This window comes from Micromonospora echinaurantiaca (assembly GCF_900090235.1).
Lineage (GTDB): Bacteria > Actinomycetota > Actinomycetes > Mycobacteriales > Micromonosporaceae > Micromonospora > Micromonospora echinaurantiaca.
Genome location: NZ_LT607750.1, coordinates 2693221 through 2707989 on the forward strand (window position 1 = coordinate 2693221; position 14769 = coordinate 2707989).

At 73.8% G+C, this 14769-nt stretch carries 13 protein-coding genes; 5 read left to right on the top strand and 8 right to left on the bottom strand.

The genetic code is table 11. From position 1 onward, the window contains the following. Positions 1-80: 80 nt before the first annotated feature. Entirely contained in the window at positions 81-1343 is a 1263-nt protein-coding gene (locus tag GA0070609_RS12400; protein ID WP_088993956.1) for a L,D-transpeptidase, read from the bottom strand. A 595-nt stretch (positions 1344-1938) separates the two neighbouring features. Between GA0070609_RS12400 and GA0070609_RS12405 the strand changes: the two genes are divergently transcribed. Continuing rightward, a complete protein-coding gene (locus GA0070609_RS12405) occupies positions 1939-2889 on the top strand; it encodes a sugar phosphate isomerase/epimerase family protein (RefSeq protein ID WP_088993957.1) in 951 nt (316 codons plus the stop codon). Positions 2890-2913: 24 nt separating this feature from the next. Then, complete coding sequence (locus GA0070609_RS12410) at positions 2914-5001, top strand: PQQ-dependent sugar dehydrogenase (RefSeq protein WP_088993958.1); 2088 nt, start codon at positions 2914-2916, stop codon at positions 4999-5001. Positions 5002-5068: 67 nt separating this feature from the next. Here the strand turns inward: GA0070609_RS12410 and GA0070609_RS12415 are convergent, their stop codons facing one another. The 4 genes from GA0070609_RS12415 to pdhA all read right to left on the bottom strand — a co-directional run bounded on the left by GA0070609_RS12415 (position 5069) and on the right by pdhA (position 10475). After that, on the bottom strand, positions 5069-6748 hold the full coding sequence (locus GA0070609_RS12415; protein ID WP_172899331.1) for a right-handed parallel beta-helix repeat-containing protein: 1680 nt from the start codon (positions 6746-6748) through the stop codon (positions 5069-5071). Between the two features lie 132 nt (positions 6749-6880). After that, on the bottom strand, positions 6881-8275 hold the full coding sequence (locus tag GA0070609_RS12420) for a dihydrolipoamide acetyltransferase family protein (RefSeq protein WP_088993960.1): 1395 nt from the start codon (positions 8273-8275) through the stop codon (positions 6881-6883). Next, a complete protein-coding gene (locus tag GA0070609_RS12425) occupies positions 8272-9288 on the bottom strand; it encodes an alpha-ketoacid dehydrogenase subunit beta (RefSeq protein WP_172899501.1) in 1017 nt (338 codons plus the stop codon). Before GA0070609_RS12425 ends, GA0070609_RS12420 begins: the two co-directional genes overlap by 4 nt. Further along, positions 9285-10475 (bottom strand): pyruvate dehydrogenase (acetyl-transferring) E1 component subunit alpha, encoded by a 1191-nt coding sequence (pdhA, locus tag GA0070609_RS12430; RefSeq protein WP_172899502.1) that lies wholly within the window; start codon positions 10473-10475, stop codon positions 9285-9287. The genes GA0070609_RS12425 and pdhA overlap by 4 nt, the downstream gene beginning before the upstream one ends. Positions 10476-10547: 72 nt before the next feature. Between pdhA and GA0070609_RS12435 the strand changes: the two genes are divergently transcribed. Further along, on the top strand, positions 10548-11054 hold the full coding sequence (locus GA0070609_RS12435; RefSeq protein ID WP_088997687.1) for an Lrp/AsnC family transcriptional regulator: 507 nt from the start codon (positions 10548-10550) through the stop codon (positions 11052-11054). A 7-nt stretch (positions 11055-11061) separates the two neighbouring features. Here GA0070609_RS12435 and GA0070609_RS12440 read toward each other — a convergent pair whose 3' ends face one another. From GA0070609_RS12440 to GA0070609_RS12450, 3 genes are all read right to left on the bottom strand, one after another. Beyond that, complete coding sequence (locus GA0070609_RS12440) at positions 11062-12033, bottom strand: DNA polymerase domain-containing protein (protein WP_088993963.1); 972 nt, start codon at positions 12031-12033, stop codon at positions 11062-11064. A gap of 59 nt (positions 12034-12092) precedes the next feature. Continuing rightward, a complete protein-coding gene (locus GA0070609_RS12445; RefSeq protein WP_088993964.1) occupies positions 12093-12419 on the bottom strand; it encodes a hypothetical protein in 327 nt (108 codons plus the stop codon). Positions 12420-12650: 231 nt separating this feature from the next. Next, complete coding sequence (locus GA0070609_RS12450; RefSeq protein ID WP_088997688.1) at positions 12651-12881, bottom strand: hypothetical protein; 231 nt, start codon at positions 12879-12881, stop codon at positions 12651-12653. 260 nt (positions 12882-13141) lie between these two features. Between GA0070609_RS12450 and GA0070609_RS12455 the strand changes: the two genes are divergently transcribed. After that, complete coding sequence (locus GA0070609_RS12455) at positions 13142-13870, top strand: histidine phosphatase family protein (protein WP_088993965.1); 729 nt, start codon at positions 13142-13144, stop codon at positions 13868-13870. Beyond that, positions 13854-14723 carry an NAD(P)H-hydrate dehydratase gene (locus GA0070609_RS12460; protein WP_088993966.1) on the top strand — a complete coding sequence of 290 codons (870 nt, stop codon included), beginning with the start codon at positions 13854-13856 and terminating at the stop codon, positions 14721-14723. Before GA0070609_RS12455 ends, GA0070609_RS12460 begins: the two co-directional genes overlap by 17 nt. Positions 14724-14769 lie beyond the last annotated feature (46 nt).

Here is a 14769-nt window from a genome sequence, read left to right on the forward strand (position 1 = left end):
CTCCCCGGCGCGCCGATCGGTGCGGCGGGAACGGCGCGACCGGCCCGCCACGGTGGCGGGCCGGTCGGCGTACCCCTGGATCAGCCGCCGGTCACCGACGGCACCGGCGCCGGTGAACCGCCGGCCACCGCACCCGGGTGTGGCACCTGGGCGGGCGCCGGCCGCAGCCCGGCCGGTACGGGCAGTGCGCTGCCCTTGACGAACTCGTCCCAGCCGACGTTCCACGCGGTCCAGCCGTTGCCCTCGGTCAACTCGACCTCGGTGCCCTTGATGGTGACCAGGTCACCGACCTGGGTGAGGCGCATCAACCAGTCCGCGGCCTCGTTCGAGACGTTGGTGCAGCCGTGCGAGACGTTGGTGTTGCCCTGGTCCCCCACCGACCACGGCGCCGCGTGGATGAACTCGCCGCCCCAGGTGAGCCGCTGCGCGTCCTCGACGTCGACCACGTAGGGGTCGGCCGAACCCCGGGTGTCGAACGTCGTGAACTCGTGCTTCTCCATGATCACCATCTTGCCGCTGGACGTCGGCGTGCTCGGTTTGCCCATGCTGACCGGGATCTTGCGAACGACCTTGCCGTCGCGCACCACCGACATCTGCTTGGTGGCGTTGTCGATCTCCAGCGCCACCTGGCGGCCGATCTTCGAGGTGGCCCGCCGGTCCTCGTCACCGACGTGCTCCTTGCCGATCGGCAGACCCTCCAACCCCGCCCGGACACTGATCGTGGTGCCCGGTCGCCAGAAATCGGGCGCCCGGTAATAGACCTGGCTACCGTCGGACACCCAGGACCAGGCGCCCGGCTGCGGCGGGTTCGTCTTCACGAACAGGCGCCGCTGCACATCCGCTCTGGCCTCTTTCGGAATGGGCGGGTCGAACGCGACGGTTACCGGCATTGCGGTGCCGTACGTCCGATTACCGGCGAAATACAACGTGCTGGTGATCGCCGGTTTCGACGATTTCGGCATGGTGGTGAAGGTGGTCTTCCGGGTGGTGGTGGCGCCCGAGTCGCCGGTGGCGGTCACCTCGGCGGTGTAGGTCCGCTTCGGCTGCAACGGCTCGCTCGGCACCCAGCCCGAGCCGTCCTCCCGCGGCTCCGCCTTGACCTCCTTCCCCTTGTCGTCGGTGATCCGCACCGCGGTGACCCGACCGCCCTTGATGGTGGTGCCCACCTCGGCACTGATCGGGACGTCCCGGGCCCGGTCGGCGGGTGTCAGGCTCACCTCCGGCGGGGCCGACCGGCCCTTGGCCGACTCGGCGCCCTTGCGATCCGCGGTGCAGCCACCCAGGACCAACGGTGTGGCCGCGATGCTCACCGCCAGCAGCGTCAATCGCCGCCTCAACTCCATGATGCGTCCCCCCGTTTACGGCTTCCCTTCGTCACATTCTCGCCGTCGGTAGCCGCCGGCCGCGCAATTTCGACGGATTCGGAAAAGCAATGTGCAGCTCCATTTCCCGCCGTGTGCCAGATAGCGGTAATTGGGCTGGGAGCCGGTTCGCGCGCCGGATACACCGTTCGGCCACCCGTGGCCGGGCCGTCCCCTGCATCCTCGACCGGGACCCCGCCGCCCACTTCGCCACCACCGTCGGGTCTGCCCGATCTGCACCGCCCGACCACGACCCGCCCGGGCCGGCTGCCGCCGCCACACGGGCCAGGGCCGGCTTTTGTCGGTGCGAACAGAAGTTTCGTCAGTCCCGGCAGAGCTTTGCCTTCGCTCATCGATAAGGGTACGGTGGCCAATCAGATACAAAGTTGTCCATAGGTCGATCAGTTGCCCCGCCTTCCGGGCGGCGGCCCACCCCGCCCCGACGGACGGGCGGCGCCGCCGCGTGCTGACCGCGACCATCGCGCCGGGCCCACGCCCGGCCGGTCCGGCGTGCCCGCGGACGGCCGGTCGGCCCGAACGGCCGGGTCCGCAACGCCCGGCAGGAAGGACCAGCACCATGGACGAACTCGCCTCCCGACCACCGGCGTCCGGCCCGGAGTCGGTCAGCCGCCGCGGCGTGCTGCGCGCCGCCACCGTCTCGGCCGCCGCGGTCGGCGCCGCCGGCTTGCTCGGCGCGCCCGCCGCGGCCCACTCCGGCCCGGCGCACGGCCGACGCCGGGTCCCGGCCGACCGGATCAGCATCCAGCTGTACACGCTGCGCGACCAGCTCGCCGCCGACCTGCCCGGCACGCTCGCCGCGCTACGGCGGATCGGCTACCGCCGAATCGAGCACGCCGGCTACGTCGGACGGACGGCCGCCGAGTTCCGGGCCGCCCTCGACGACGCCGGACTGCGGGCCACCTCCGGGCACGTCGGCATCCCGCAGCCGTTCGACCCCGACGCGTGGGAGCAGGTGCTCGCCGACACCAACACGGTGGGCTGCCGGTACCTGGTCCACCCCTGGTTCGGGCTGGACGCCGAGGGCCGGCCGATCCGCGACCCGGAGCGGTACCGGGCGCTGGCCCGGGACCTGAACCGCGCCGGGCGGCTGGCCGAGCGGGCCGGGCTACGGTTCGGCTACCACAACCACCAGCTGGAGTTCGTGCCGTTGACCGACGGGCGGACCGGGTTCGAGATCCTGGCCGCCGAGACCGACCCCCGGCTGGTCCACTTCGAACTCGACCTGTTCTGGACCTGGCGCGGCGCGCGGGACCCGGTCGACGTGATCCGCGCGCACCGCGGCCGGATCCGCCAGGTGCACGTCAAGGACATGGACCACAACGCCAGCTTCGCCGACCTCGGCGACGGCCTGATCGACTTCGGCCGGATCTTCGGGTACGCCCGGGAGGCCGGGATCGAGGAGTACATCGTGGAGCGCGACGACGCGGGCACCCCGCCGCGCGCCCCGGCCGACGCCCTCGACACCGCCCGGGTCGGCTACGCCTACCTCGCCTCGCTCCGCTACTGAGCCACGACCTCGGGGGACGCCCAGATGAGAAGAGCCGCACTCCTGCCCGCCCTGGTGCTGGTGGCCGCCGGCCTCACCGCGCCGGCCGCGCCGGTCACCGCCGCGCCCGCCGCCGCACCACCGGACAGCAGCTTCCAGAAGGTCACACTCAACGACTACCCGGGCGAGCCGATGAGCCTCGCCGTGCTGCCCGACCTGCGGGTGCTGCACACCTCCCGGACCGGCGAGGTGCGCATCCACGATCCGCGTACCGGGCTGAACACGCTCGCCGCCGACGTGCCGGTGTACGAGCACGACGAGGAGGGCCTGCAGGGCATCGCCATCGACCCTGACTTCGCCCGCAACAAGTGGGTCTACCTGTACTACTCCCCGCCGATGGACACCCCGGTCGACGATCCGGCGACCCCGGACGTCAACGAGGGCGACGCGCCGTTGGTCGGCACCGAGGCGGACTGGCAGCGGTTCCGCGGGGTGCTGCGGCTGTCCCGGTTCAAGCTGGACGGGATGCGGCTCGACCTGCGTACCGAGCAGAAGATCATCGACGTGCCCACCGACCGGGGCATCTGCTGCCACGTCGGCGGACAGATCGACTTCGACAGCGCGGGCAACCTGTACCTGTCCACCGGCGACGACACCAACCCGTTCTTCTCCGACGGCTACACCCCGATCGACGAGCGCGCCGACCGGAACCCGGCCTTCGACGCCCAGCGCACCTCGGCGAACACCAACGACCTGCGCGGCAAGCTGCTGCGGATCCGGGTCAAGCCGGGCGGCGGCTACCGCGTCCCGCCGGGCAACCTGTTCCGGCCGGGCACCCCGAAGACCCGGCCCGAGATCTACGCGATGGGGCTGCGCAACCCGTTCCGGTTCGCCGTCGACCGGCGTACCGACGACGTCTACCTCGCCGACTACTCCCCGGACGCCGGTTCGGCGAACCCGGATCGGGGGCCGGCCGGGCACGGCCGCTGGATGCTGGTGGACAAGCCGGCCAACTACGGCTGGCCGTACTGCGTCACGCCGACCATGCCGTACCGCGACCACGACTTCGCCACCGGCACGCCCGGCGGGTACTTCGACTGCCGGCGGCCGGTGAACGACTCGCCGCACAACACCGGGCAGCGCCGGCTGCCGCCGGTCGAGGCGCCGCAGGTCTGGTACCCGTCCGCGCCCTCCGGCGAGTTCCCGCAGCTCGGCACCGGCGGGATCGGCCCGATGGCCGGCCCGGCGTACGACTACGACGGGCGCAGCACCTCGCGGGTGAGGTGGCCCGCCTACTATGACGGCGTCCCGCTGTTCTACGAGTGGACCCGCGACTACGTCAAGGAGTTCCGGCTCGACCGCGCCGGCGAGGTCGCCGACATCCGGCCGGTGGTGCCCTCGCTGGTGGTGGACAACCCGATGGACCTGGAGTTCGGCCCCGACGGCGCGCTCTACGTGCTGGAGTACGGCGACGGATACTTCGCGGAGAACCCGGACGCCCAGCTGTCCCGGATCGACTTCGTCCGGGGCAACCGGACTCCGATCCCGAAGATCAGCGCGGACCCGACCGCCGGGCAGGCGCCGCTCACGGTCACCTTCTCCAGCGCCGGTACGGTCGACCCGGACGGTGACCCGCTGCGCTACGCCTGGGACTTCGACGCCGACGGCTCGGTCGACTCCACCGAGCCGAACCCGAGCTGGACGTACCAGAGCAACGGCTCGTACCAGCCGACGCTGAAGGTCACCGACCGCACCGGCCGGTCCGCGGCGGCCACCCTGCCGCTGCTGATCGGGCCGCGGGCGCCGATCGTCGAGTTCGTCAGCCCGGTCGCCGGTCAGCCGTTCGAGTTCGGGCAGACCGTCGCGTTCCAGGTGAAGGTCACCGACGACCGCCCGGTGGACTGCTCACGGGTGCGGGTCACCTACATCCTCGGGCACGACGAGCACGGGCATCCGCTGTCCAGCGCCGCCGGGTGCACCGGCAGCATCGCCACCTTCGTCGACGGTGGACACGGCGGAGCGCCCAACCTGTCGGCGGTCTTCGTCGCCGAGTACACCGACGCGCCGACCGAGCCGGACGTACCGCCGCAGACCGGCACCGCCACGGTGGTGCTGTACCCGTCGGCGTCCTGACGGCCGAGCCGGCGGCGGGCCCGGGCGACCGGGTCCGCCGCCGGCCGCCGGTGGGCGCCCGGCGGCATCACCCCTCGTCGTCGTGGCCGTAGTTGCGTTCCCACCGGCCACCGACCGGCGGGGTGTCCGCGCGGACGGCGGCGTCGACGTTGCCGGCCAGGTCGTTGTCCACCACCCGGCAGTCCACGCAGCAGCCCTGGTCGGTGATCCAGATTCCGTGGGTCTGGGTGGCCGGGCCACGGTTGTCCCAGATCCGGTTGCCCCGCACGGTCGCCGAGGTGAGGTCCGCGTTGACCGTGATCCCGGCCCGCACCGGCGGCGCGGACGGCAGCTCGTACGGCGTCCCCGGTTTCGGGGTGTCCCCGCTCCAGGCGGTGAACGCGCCGGGCCGGATCGGCGCCAGGGTCAGCGTGTCGGCGTCGTTCGCCGCCACCACCGCGATCGCCCGGCCGACCCGCACCACCTTTCCCCGGTGCCCGTCGTTCGGCCAGGTCGCCGTCCGGTCCACCACGGACTTCTCGCTGTACCGCACCGAGTCGCCGTGCCCGGTCATCGCCGGCGCCACCTGCCGGCCGTTGTTGCGGATCCGGTTGTCCATCACGATCGCGTCCCGGACCGGCCGGTCGAAGCGGATCGCGTCGCCGCCGTTGCCGTAGAAGTCGTTGCTCTCGATGACGATCTCCTCGGCCACGTCCTGTCCCGCCGCGCCGAGGCTGCGCTGGTGGTAGCCGTGCCGGCCATTGCCGCTGACCCGGTTGCCCCGGATGGTGTACGGCCCGGGAGTGTTGCCGATGCTGACCCCGTCGCGCAGGTTGCCGTCGATCACGCAGTCGGTCAGGATGCCGCCCCGCCCGGCGGTGTGCGTGGTGCCCTTCGCCGAGACGTGGAAGCCGGCCTCCAGGTTGCCGGTCATCGTGCAGGCGGTGACGATCAGGCCGTTGGCGCCCCAGTCGGAGATGCCGAACCGGTTGCCCTGGGCGTGGCAGCCCATCACCTTGATCCCGCGCGGACGCAGCCCGCCGGCCTCCTGCAGCTCCAGGAAGATGCCGTTGGTGGCGTTGGCCACCGCGCTGCAGTTGACGATGGCGAGCCGTTCGATGCTGCCCCACCCGCCGATCCCGATCCCGATCCCGGCGCCGCCCATCTCGGTGCCGTTGTCCAGCCGTCCGCACCCCACCACCAGCACCCGGTCGATCGCGCAGTCCTGCAGGAAGTCGCAGCCCAACCCGGTGGCCGCGGTGTGGTGGATGTAGAGGTTGCGGAAGATGCCACGGACCACGTACTGCAGCCCGAGCCCCTTGGCGAGCGGGCTGTACTCCGCCGACGCCACCTGGGAGCCGTCGATCTCGAAGTCGGCGAAGGTGCAGTCGGCCAGGTGCCGGTCCCGGCCGGCGTCGTGCAGCTGCGCGGTGTGGAAGGCCAGCGGCACCGGCTCGGCCCGGTTGCCGGCGTTGCTGAGCACGAACCGGGTCGCCCCCGGCCCGGCGCCGACCAGCGACACCCCGCTGCGCCACACCGTGCCCGCGTCGCGGATCGAGTAGACCCCCGGCGGGCAGTGGATGACCCGGGCCCGCCCGTCCGCCTCGTACGCGTCGCCGAGCAGGTCGACCAGGGCCGCGAGGGCGGGCTGGTCGTTGGTCACCCCGTCGCCGGTCAGGCCGTGCTGGCGGGCGTCGCAGAGCAGCGGCGCCCCGGCAACCGGATGCGGCCGGATGTCGGAAGCCACGGTCATGCCCGGGTGCGCCACGTCGTCTCCCCTCGGCGACTGGGCCACCCGCTTTCCCGGTCCGTCTGCCGGGAAACGCCGGCGGCGACCAGCCGCGGGGCGAGGGGCGCCCTGTCCGGCGGTCCCGGCCCGAGCCGGGACCGCCGGCGCCGGTCAGACGGTGGCGATCAGCAGCGCCGGCCGCTCGACACAGTCGGCGACGTGCCGCAGGAACCCGCCGGCCACCCCACCGTCGCAGACCCGGTGGTCGAAGGTGAGGCTGAGCTGGGTCACCTTGCGGACCGCGAGCTGCCCGTCGACCACCCACGGCTTGTCCACGATCCGCCCCACCCCGAGCAGCGCCGCCTCCGGGTGGTTGATGATCGGGGTGGAGCCGTCGACACCGAACACCCCGTAGTTGTTCAGGGTGAACGTGCCGCCAGTGAGCCGGGCCGGCGGCAGCGTGCCGGCCCGCGCCGCGGTGGTGGTGGCCGCCAGTTCGGCGGCCAGCTCGCCGGTGGTCAACCGCTGCGCGTCCCGGACCACCGGCACGACCAGGCCGCGGTCGGTCTGCGCGGCGATGCCCAGGTGCACCGCGGCGGACTGGACGATCCGCTGCGCCTCGGTGTCCACCCGGGCGTTGAGCTGCGGGTAACGGCGCAGCCCGGACAGACAGATCCGGGCCAGCAGGGCCAGGATGCTCACCGGCGCGTCCGGGGTCGCCGCGTTGATCGCCGCCCGGGTCTCCAGCAGCGCGGTGGCGTCCACGTCCACCCAGATGGTGACCTCGGGGATCTCCCGCCGGCTGCGGGACAGCTTGTCGGCGATCGCCTTGCGGATGCCGGTCAGCGGGATGACCACGTCGCCGGCGCCGGCCGGGGCGAGGCCGACGTGCGCCGCCGGCGGGCCGGCCGGCTCCGGGTGGTCCGGCACCGCGGCCAGCCGGGCGGGCGTCGCCGCCACGGCAGCCTCGACGTCGGCCCGGCGGACCACACCGCCGGGGCCGGTGCCGCGCAGCGCGGCCAGGTCCAGGCCGTGCTCGCGGGCCAGCCGGCGCACGATCGGCGAGATGACCAAGGGGCCCGGCGCGACCGACGCGGTCTCTGGCGCCGGGACGACCGGCGCGACCGACGCGGTCTCTGGCGCCAGGGCGGCCGGCGCGGCCACGGGCTCCGGGGCGACCGCGAGCCGGGGCCGACGCCGCCGCCGGCCCGACCCGCCGTGGCCGGTGCCGTAGCCGATCAGGACGTTGCCGGAGCCGGCCCGCTCCTCCTCCCGGTAGGTGGCGTGCCCTGCCGGTTCGCCGCCGGCGGCGTCCGCCGGGGCGATGGTGATCAGCGGCTGGCCGACCGGCCGGACCTCACCCGCCGCGCCGTGCAGGGCCACCACCCGGCCGGCGTACGGGCAGGGCACGTCGACGACGGCCTTGGCGGTCTCCACCTCGACCACCGTCTGGTCCACGGTGACCATGTCGCCGACGGCGACCCGCCACTCGACGATCTCCGCCTCGGTCAGCCCCTCGCCCAGGTCGGGCAGGAGGAACACCTGGGCCCCGTCGACGGTGGTCATGCCGCGCTGCCTTCCGCGAGCCAGCGCGGGTCGGGCTGGTCGTCCCACTGCAGGCGGGCCACCGCGTCCAGCACGCGGTCCACCCCGGGCAGGTGGGTGTGCTCCAGCATCGGCGCCGGGTACGGGATGTCCAGCCCGCTGACCCGCAGCACCGGGGCGTGCAGGGCGTGGAAACAGCGCTCCTGCACCCGGGCGGCGATCTCGGCGCCCACCCCGGCGAAACCCTGCGCCTCCTGGATCACCACGCAGCGTCCGGTGCGCCGCACCGAGGCGGTGACCGTGGCGTCGTCGAACGGCACGATGCTGCGCACGTCCACCACCTCCAGGTCCCAGCCCTCCTCGCGGGCGGCCTCGGCGGCCTCCAGCGCGACCGGCACCGCCGGCCCGTACGCCACCAGGGTGGCGTCGCGGCCGGGCCGGCGCACGACCGCCCGGCCGAACGGCTCGGTACGCGCCGGCAGCTGCGCCTCGGCGCTGGAGAAGTAGAGCTTCTTCGGCTCCATGAAGACCACCGGGTCGGGGTCGGCGATCGCCTCGCGCAGCAGCGAGTACGCGTCCTCGACGGTGGCCGGGGTGACCACCTTCAGGCCGGGGGTGTGCGCGTAGTAGGCCTCGCTGGAGTCGCAGTGGTGCTCCACCCCGCCGATGCCGCCGGCGTACGGCACCCGGATGACGATCGGCACGCTGAGCGCGCCCCGGGTGCGGTTGCGCAGCTTCGCCACGTGCGAGGCGATCTGCTCGAACGCCGGGTAGGCGAACGCGTCGAACTGCATCTCGACCACCGGGCGCAGCCCGGACATGGCCAGGCCGACCGCGAAGCCGACGATGCCGGCCTCGGCGAGCGGGGTGTCGAAGCAGCGCTTGTCGCCGAACCGGGCCAGCAGCCCGTCGGTGATCCGGAAGACGCCGCCGAGCTGCCCGACGTCCTCGCCGAAGACGACCACCCGCTCGTCCTCAGCCAGCGCGTCGGCGAGGGCGTCGTTGAGCGCCTTCGCCATGGTGGTGGCCATCAGGCGTCCCCCTCCTGCTCGGCCGCGGCCAGTTCGGCGCGGACCTGCTCCCGCTGCTCGACCAGCTGCGGGGTCGGCTCGGCGTAGACGTGGTCGAACAGGCTCAGCGGGTCGACCGTCGGCTGGGCGTTCATCCGGGCCCGCAGGTCGGCCGCGTACTCCTCGGCCTCGGCGGCGACCGCCGCGACGGCCGTCCCGTCCAGCACGCCGCGCTCGCGCAGGTAGGTCTCCAGCCGCGCGATCGGGTCCCGGTCCCGCCAGGCGTCGACCTCGGCGCCGTCCCGGTAGCGGGTGGCGTCGTCGGCGTTGGTGTGCGGTTCCATCCGGTAGGTGTGCGCCTCGACCAGGAACGGCCCGTTGCCGGCCCGGGCGTGCGCCACCGCGCGGGTGAGCACGGCGAGCACCGCCACCGGGTCGTTGCCGTCGACCTGCTCGCTGGCCACGCCGTAGCCGACGCCCTTGTACGCCAGCGACGGGGCGGCGGTCTGCCGGGACAGCGGGACGCTGATCGCGTACCGGTTGTTCTGCACGAAGTAGACCACCGGCGCCTTGAACACGGCGGCGAAGTTGATCCCCTCGTGGAAGTCGCCCTCGCTGGTGGCGCCGTCGCCGATGAAGGCCAGCGCCACGGTGTCCCGCCCCTGGTACGCCTCGCCGTAGGCGAGCCCGGCGGCGTGCACGCACTGGGTGGCCAGCGGGGTGCACTGCGGCGCGGTGCGCCGGGCGGCCGGGTCGTACCCGCAGTGCCAGTCGCCGCGCAGCAGGGTGAGCACCTCGACCGGGTCGAGCCCGCGGGAGACCAGCGCCATCGACTCGCGGTAGGTCGGGAAGACCCAGTCGGTGTCGCGCAGCGCCAGCATCGCGCCGACCTGGCAGGCCTCCTGGCCCCGGGAGGACGGGTAGACGGCCAGCCGGCCCTGCTTGGTCAGGGCGGTGGCCTGGACGTCGAACCGGCGGCCGATCACCATCCGCCGGTACAGCTCGGCCAGCGCCTCGGTGGGCGGTTCGGGGTAGTCGGCACGGGCGGGCAGCGGCGTGCCGGCCGGGTCGAGCAGGCGTACCGGCTCGGCGGCCGGCAGCAGCCCACGGGCCGGGTCGGGCGGGGTGGTCGACCGGCGGGTGGATGCCCTGCGGACCGCCTGGGGTGTGGTCGTCACGGCGGGGACCTCCTGGACGTGTGGTGGGCCTATGCTCCTGCTGTCGGATGATTGACTCAAGATCCGCGCCAATTGCGGGACAGATGGCAGGTGGGAGGCGTCACGGTGAGCCAAGGATCCGGGCCGGGGGTGGACTCGACGGCCGGAACGGGACGATCGGCCCGCCCGCTCGACGAGGTGGACCGGCGGATCCTGGACGAGCTGGTCCGGGACGGGCGCACCTCGGTGCGCACGCTGGCCGAGCGGGTGCACGTCTCGCGAACCAACGCGTACGCCCGGGTGGAGCGGCTGCTGCGCGACGGGGTGATCACCGCCTTCCGGGCGCGGGTGGCGCCGGAGGCGGCCGGGCTGGGCACCTCGGCGTACATCGCGCTGAAGATCGAGCAGAACACCTGGCGGGAGGTGTCGGCGGAGCTGGCCCGGGTGCGCTACATCGAGCACGCGGCGCTGCTCGGCGGCGACCACGACGTGCTGGCGCTGGTCCGCGCGCCGGACAACGCCGCCCTGCGGGACGTGGTGCTCAACCGGGTGCAGAGCATCGCCGGCGTGCTCTCCACCCGCACCTGGCTGGTCTTCGAGGAGTTCGACGGCGAACGCAGCCCGTGGGCGTGAGCCGGCCTCAGCGCTCGGGCGGCGCCTCCAGGCCCTCCCGGTCGGCCAGTTCCAGCAGCGGCTCCAGCGAGAACCGCCGGTCGTCCAGGCCGGCGTGCGGGTCGCCGCGCTCGGCGAACCGGGCCGGCATCGACGGCACGTCGAAGTCCTCCGGCCGCGCGTCGTCCAGCTCCGACCAGTCCAGCGGCGCCGACACCAGCGCCCGCGCGGTGGGCCGGATGGAGTACGCCGAGGCCATGGTGTGGTCGCGGGACATCTGGTTGTAGTCGACGAAGACCGGGCGGTCCCGTTGCTCACGCCACCAGGTGGTGGTGACCAGGTCCGGCAACCGGCGTTGCATCTCGCGGCCCAGCGCGAGCACCGCCCGCCGGCAGTCGCCGAAGCTCCACCGGGGCTCGATGGAGAGGTAGATGTGCAGGCCCCGCCCGCCGGTGGTCTTCGGGTAGCCGGTCAGGCCCAGCTCGTCGAGGAACGCCCGCACCTCGCGGGCCACCGGCACCACCTGGTCGAAGCCCACCCCGGGCATCGGGTCGAGGTCGATCCGGAGCTGGTCGGGGCGCTCCACGTCGGCGGCGGAGACCGGCCACGGGTGGAACCGGAGGGTGCCGAGGTTGGCCGCCCAGATCACCACCGCCAGCTCGCTCGGCGCCACCTCGTCGGCCGTCCGGCCACTGGGGAAGGTGATGTGCGCGGTGCGGACCCAGTCGGGCGCGCCCGCCGGCAGCCGCTTCTGGTAGAAGGCGTCACCGCGGTTGTCCTGCCGGGTGCCGATCTTCGCGCCCGGGAAGACGCCGCGTGGCCACCGCTCCAGCATGGTCGGGCGGTCGCGCAGCGCGCGCAGGATGCCGTCGCCGACGGCCAGGAAGTACCGCACCACGTCGAGCTTGGTCAGCCCGAGCTCGGGGAAGTAGGGCTTGTCCGGGCTGGAGACGCGGACGACCCGCTCCCCCACCTTGATCTCCTCGGCCGCCGTCGCCACGCCTCACACCGTATAGGCGAGCGGCCGGCGCCGGGGGCAGCGCGCCGAGCGCAGTCGGCTCAGGCGACCAGCATGACGCCGACGACGATCAGCGGCAGGCCGACGAAGAGGAAGATCCCGACGCCGGTGAGCACCCGCCCGCCGCCGCCGGTCTCCTGCTCCGGCCCGAGCCCGAAGGTGGTCCGGGCGTCGAGCATGCCGATCCGGCTCAGCGTCAGGTCGCCGGTCACCCCGAGCAGGGCGCCGACGACCACCAGCGCGATGCCGAAGCGGGTGACGAAGTCGCCGCCGGCGACCGCGACCCAGATGCCCGCCGCGACCGCGACCACCACCAGGGCGATCACGAACAGCACCAGCGCCTCGCGCAGACCACGCACGACCGTCATCGCCGATCCCACCTCCGTCTCCCGGCGGCGGCACCGCCCGGGACGGCCATTGTGCACGGTGGGAACGCGTTGCCGCTGCCCCGGACACGGAGCGTGGTCAGCGGCGGCGCGGGCTGAGGACCGGGCGCCCGTCGGTGCGGCGGTCGGGCGCGCGAAAGCGGCCGGGGTCTCGGCGGCGGGCCGGGCACGCGGAGGCCGGGCCGGGGTCGCCGGCCCGGCCTCCGTCCGTTGTCAGCGGCCTTCCTGCTGCAGACGGCTCATCAGCATCTGCTTGCCCTGGTCACCCGCCTTGCGGTTGTTCTCCTGGATCTTGCGGAACCAGGTGGCGAGTTCCGTGTCGCCCCGGGCATCCGCGTCCGCGATGTACGTCTCCATCCGGTACACGTGCTCCAGCGACATCTGCAAGGCGTGGATGAGGTCGTAGTTCTTGTCCCTCACCGGGCTCATCTGTTCCTTGGTCATGGTCGCCACGGCGCAACCTCCCCTGTCGGTCATCGTGGAGCCAGCGCTTACCCGGCCGGGCCGGGTTCACGCCCGCCGCCGGGCGACGATGACCCGTCCCGGAGATCGCACCGGACGAGGCGGCGACGTCCGACCGCCGCGCCGACCGGCCGCCCCGACCGCCACGCCGACCAGCCACCGGCGACCACCGGGCGGGGCCACCGGGCGGGGCCGCTGGGGCCGGCGATTACCCGCCGGGACGCCCGGGTACGGGTTGCCCCATGGAACTGGCAGCGCTCTGGATCGTCCGGCACGGCGAGAGCACGGCGAACGTGGCGGCGAGCGCGGCCGAGCGGTCCGGCGCCGAGCTGATCGACCTCACCCACCGGGACGCCGACGTGCCGCTCTCGGCCACCGGCGAGGAGCAGGCCCGGGCCACCGGCCGGTGGCTGGCCGAGCTGCCCCCGTCGCGCCGGCCCGACCTGGCGGTGGTGTCGCCGTACCTGCGCGCGGTGCGCACCGCCGAGCTGGCGCTGGCCGGCACCGACATCCCGGTCAGCGTCGACGAGCGGCTGCGCGACCGGGAGCTGGGCATCCTCGACGGGCTCACCGGCCACGGGGTGCGGCAACGGCTGCCGGAGGAGGCGGCGCGCCGGGCCCGGCTCGGCAAGTTCTACTACCGGCCACCCGGCGGTGAGTCCTGGACGGACGTGGCGCTGCGGCTGCGTACCCTCCTCGGCGACCTGCGCCGCGACCACCCGGGCCGGCGGGTGCTGCTCTTCGGCCACGACGCGCTGGTCTTCCTCACCCGCTACCTGGTCGAGCAGCTCACCGAGACGGAGCTGATGGCGCTGACCCACGGGCAAATCATCGCGAACTGCTCGATCACCGGCTGGTCCGCCGACGAGCACGGCCGGCTCACCCTCAACGTGTTCAACGACGTCGCCCACCTGCGCCAGCAGGGCGCGCCGCCGACCCGGGAGGACGAGGTCCATGCCGAACCGGTCTGACACGGCCGTGATCACGCCGCAGCTGCTGCGGGACTGGGCGCTGCCCGTGCCGACCGGCGGCAAGCAGGCCCGCGGCACGGTGCTGGTGGTGGGCGGCTCCCGGTTCACCCCGGGCGCGGTGCTGCTCGCCGGGGTGGCCGCGCTGCGGGCCGGGGCCGGCGTGCTGCAACTGGCCGCCGCCGAGTCCACCGCCGCCGCGCTGAGCATCCAGGTGCCGGAGGCGCTGGTGGTGGGGCTGCCGGAGACCGCGGACGGCGCGGTCGCCGGCCAGCCCGGCGACCGGTTGACCGAGCTGGTGGCCGAGGCGGACGTGGTGGCGCTCGGCCCCGGCCTCAAAGAGATCGACGAGACCCGGGCGCTGCTCGGCCTGGTGCTCGACGCGGCCGGCCCGGAGACGGCGCTGGTGCTCGACGCGTACGCCCTGGGCGCGCTCAGCCACTGCCCGGACCTGCTGGTCGGCTCCGGCCGGCCGGTGGTGCTGACCCCCAACCTGACCGAGGCGCGCCACCTGCTCGGCCGGGCGCCCGGCGACGACCTGGACGCCGAGGCGGCCGAGCTGGCCCGCCGCTACGACGCGGTGGTCTCCCTCTACGGCCACATCGCCACTCCGGACGGGCTTGGTTGGCGGGAGGAGAGCGGCGACGCGGGTCTCGGCACCTCGGGCAGCGGCGACGTCCGGGCCGGGCTGCTGGCCGGGCTGTTGTCCCGGGGCGCCGAGCCGGCGCAGGCCGCGTGCTGGGCGGCGTTCGCCCACGCGGTGAGCGGGCAGCGGCTGGTCCCCCGGTTCGGCCGGATCGGGTTCCTCGCCCGTGAGCTGCTCGACGAGATCCCGCACACCCTCGCCACCGTCTGACACCTTTTGTCCGCCCTGAGCGCGTGTGTGTAACGCCACAACGGCT

Coding starts and splice junctions, on each gene's coding strand:
- GA0070609_RS12400 (WP_088993956.1), bottom strand. CDS start 1,343: ATGGAGTTGAGGCGGCGATTGACGCTGCTGGCGGTGAGCATCGCGGCC.
- GA0070609_RS12405 (WP_088993957.1), top strand. CDS start 1,939: ATGGACGAACTCGCCTCCCGACCACCGGCGTCCGGCCCGGAGTCGGTC.
- GA0070609_RS12410 (WP_088993958.1), top strand. CDS start 2,914: ATGAGAAGAGCCGCACTCCTGCCCGCCCTGGTGCTGGTGGCCGCCGGC.
- GA0070609_RS12420 (WP_088993960.1), bottom strand. CDS start 8,275: ATGACCACCGTCGACGGGGCCCAGGTGTTCCTCCTGCCCGACCTGGGC.
- GA0070609_RS12445 (WP_088993964.1), bottom strand. CDS start 12,419: ATGACGGTCGTGCGTGGTCTGCGCGAGGCGCTGGTGCTGTTCGTGATC.
- GA0070609_RS12450 (WP_088997688.1), bottom strand. CDS start 12,881: ATGACCAAGGAACAGATGAGCCCGGTGAGGGACAAGAACTACGACCTC.
- GA0070609_RS12455 (WP_088993965.1), top strand. CDS start 13,142: ATGGAACTGGCAGCGCTCTGGATCGTCCGGCACGGCGAGAGCACGGCG.
- GA0070609_RS12460 (WP_088993966.1), top strand. CDS start 13,854: ATGCCGAACCGGTCTGACACGGCCGTGATCACGCCGCAGCTGCTGCGG.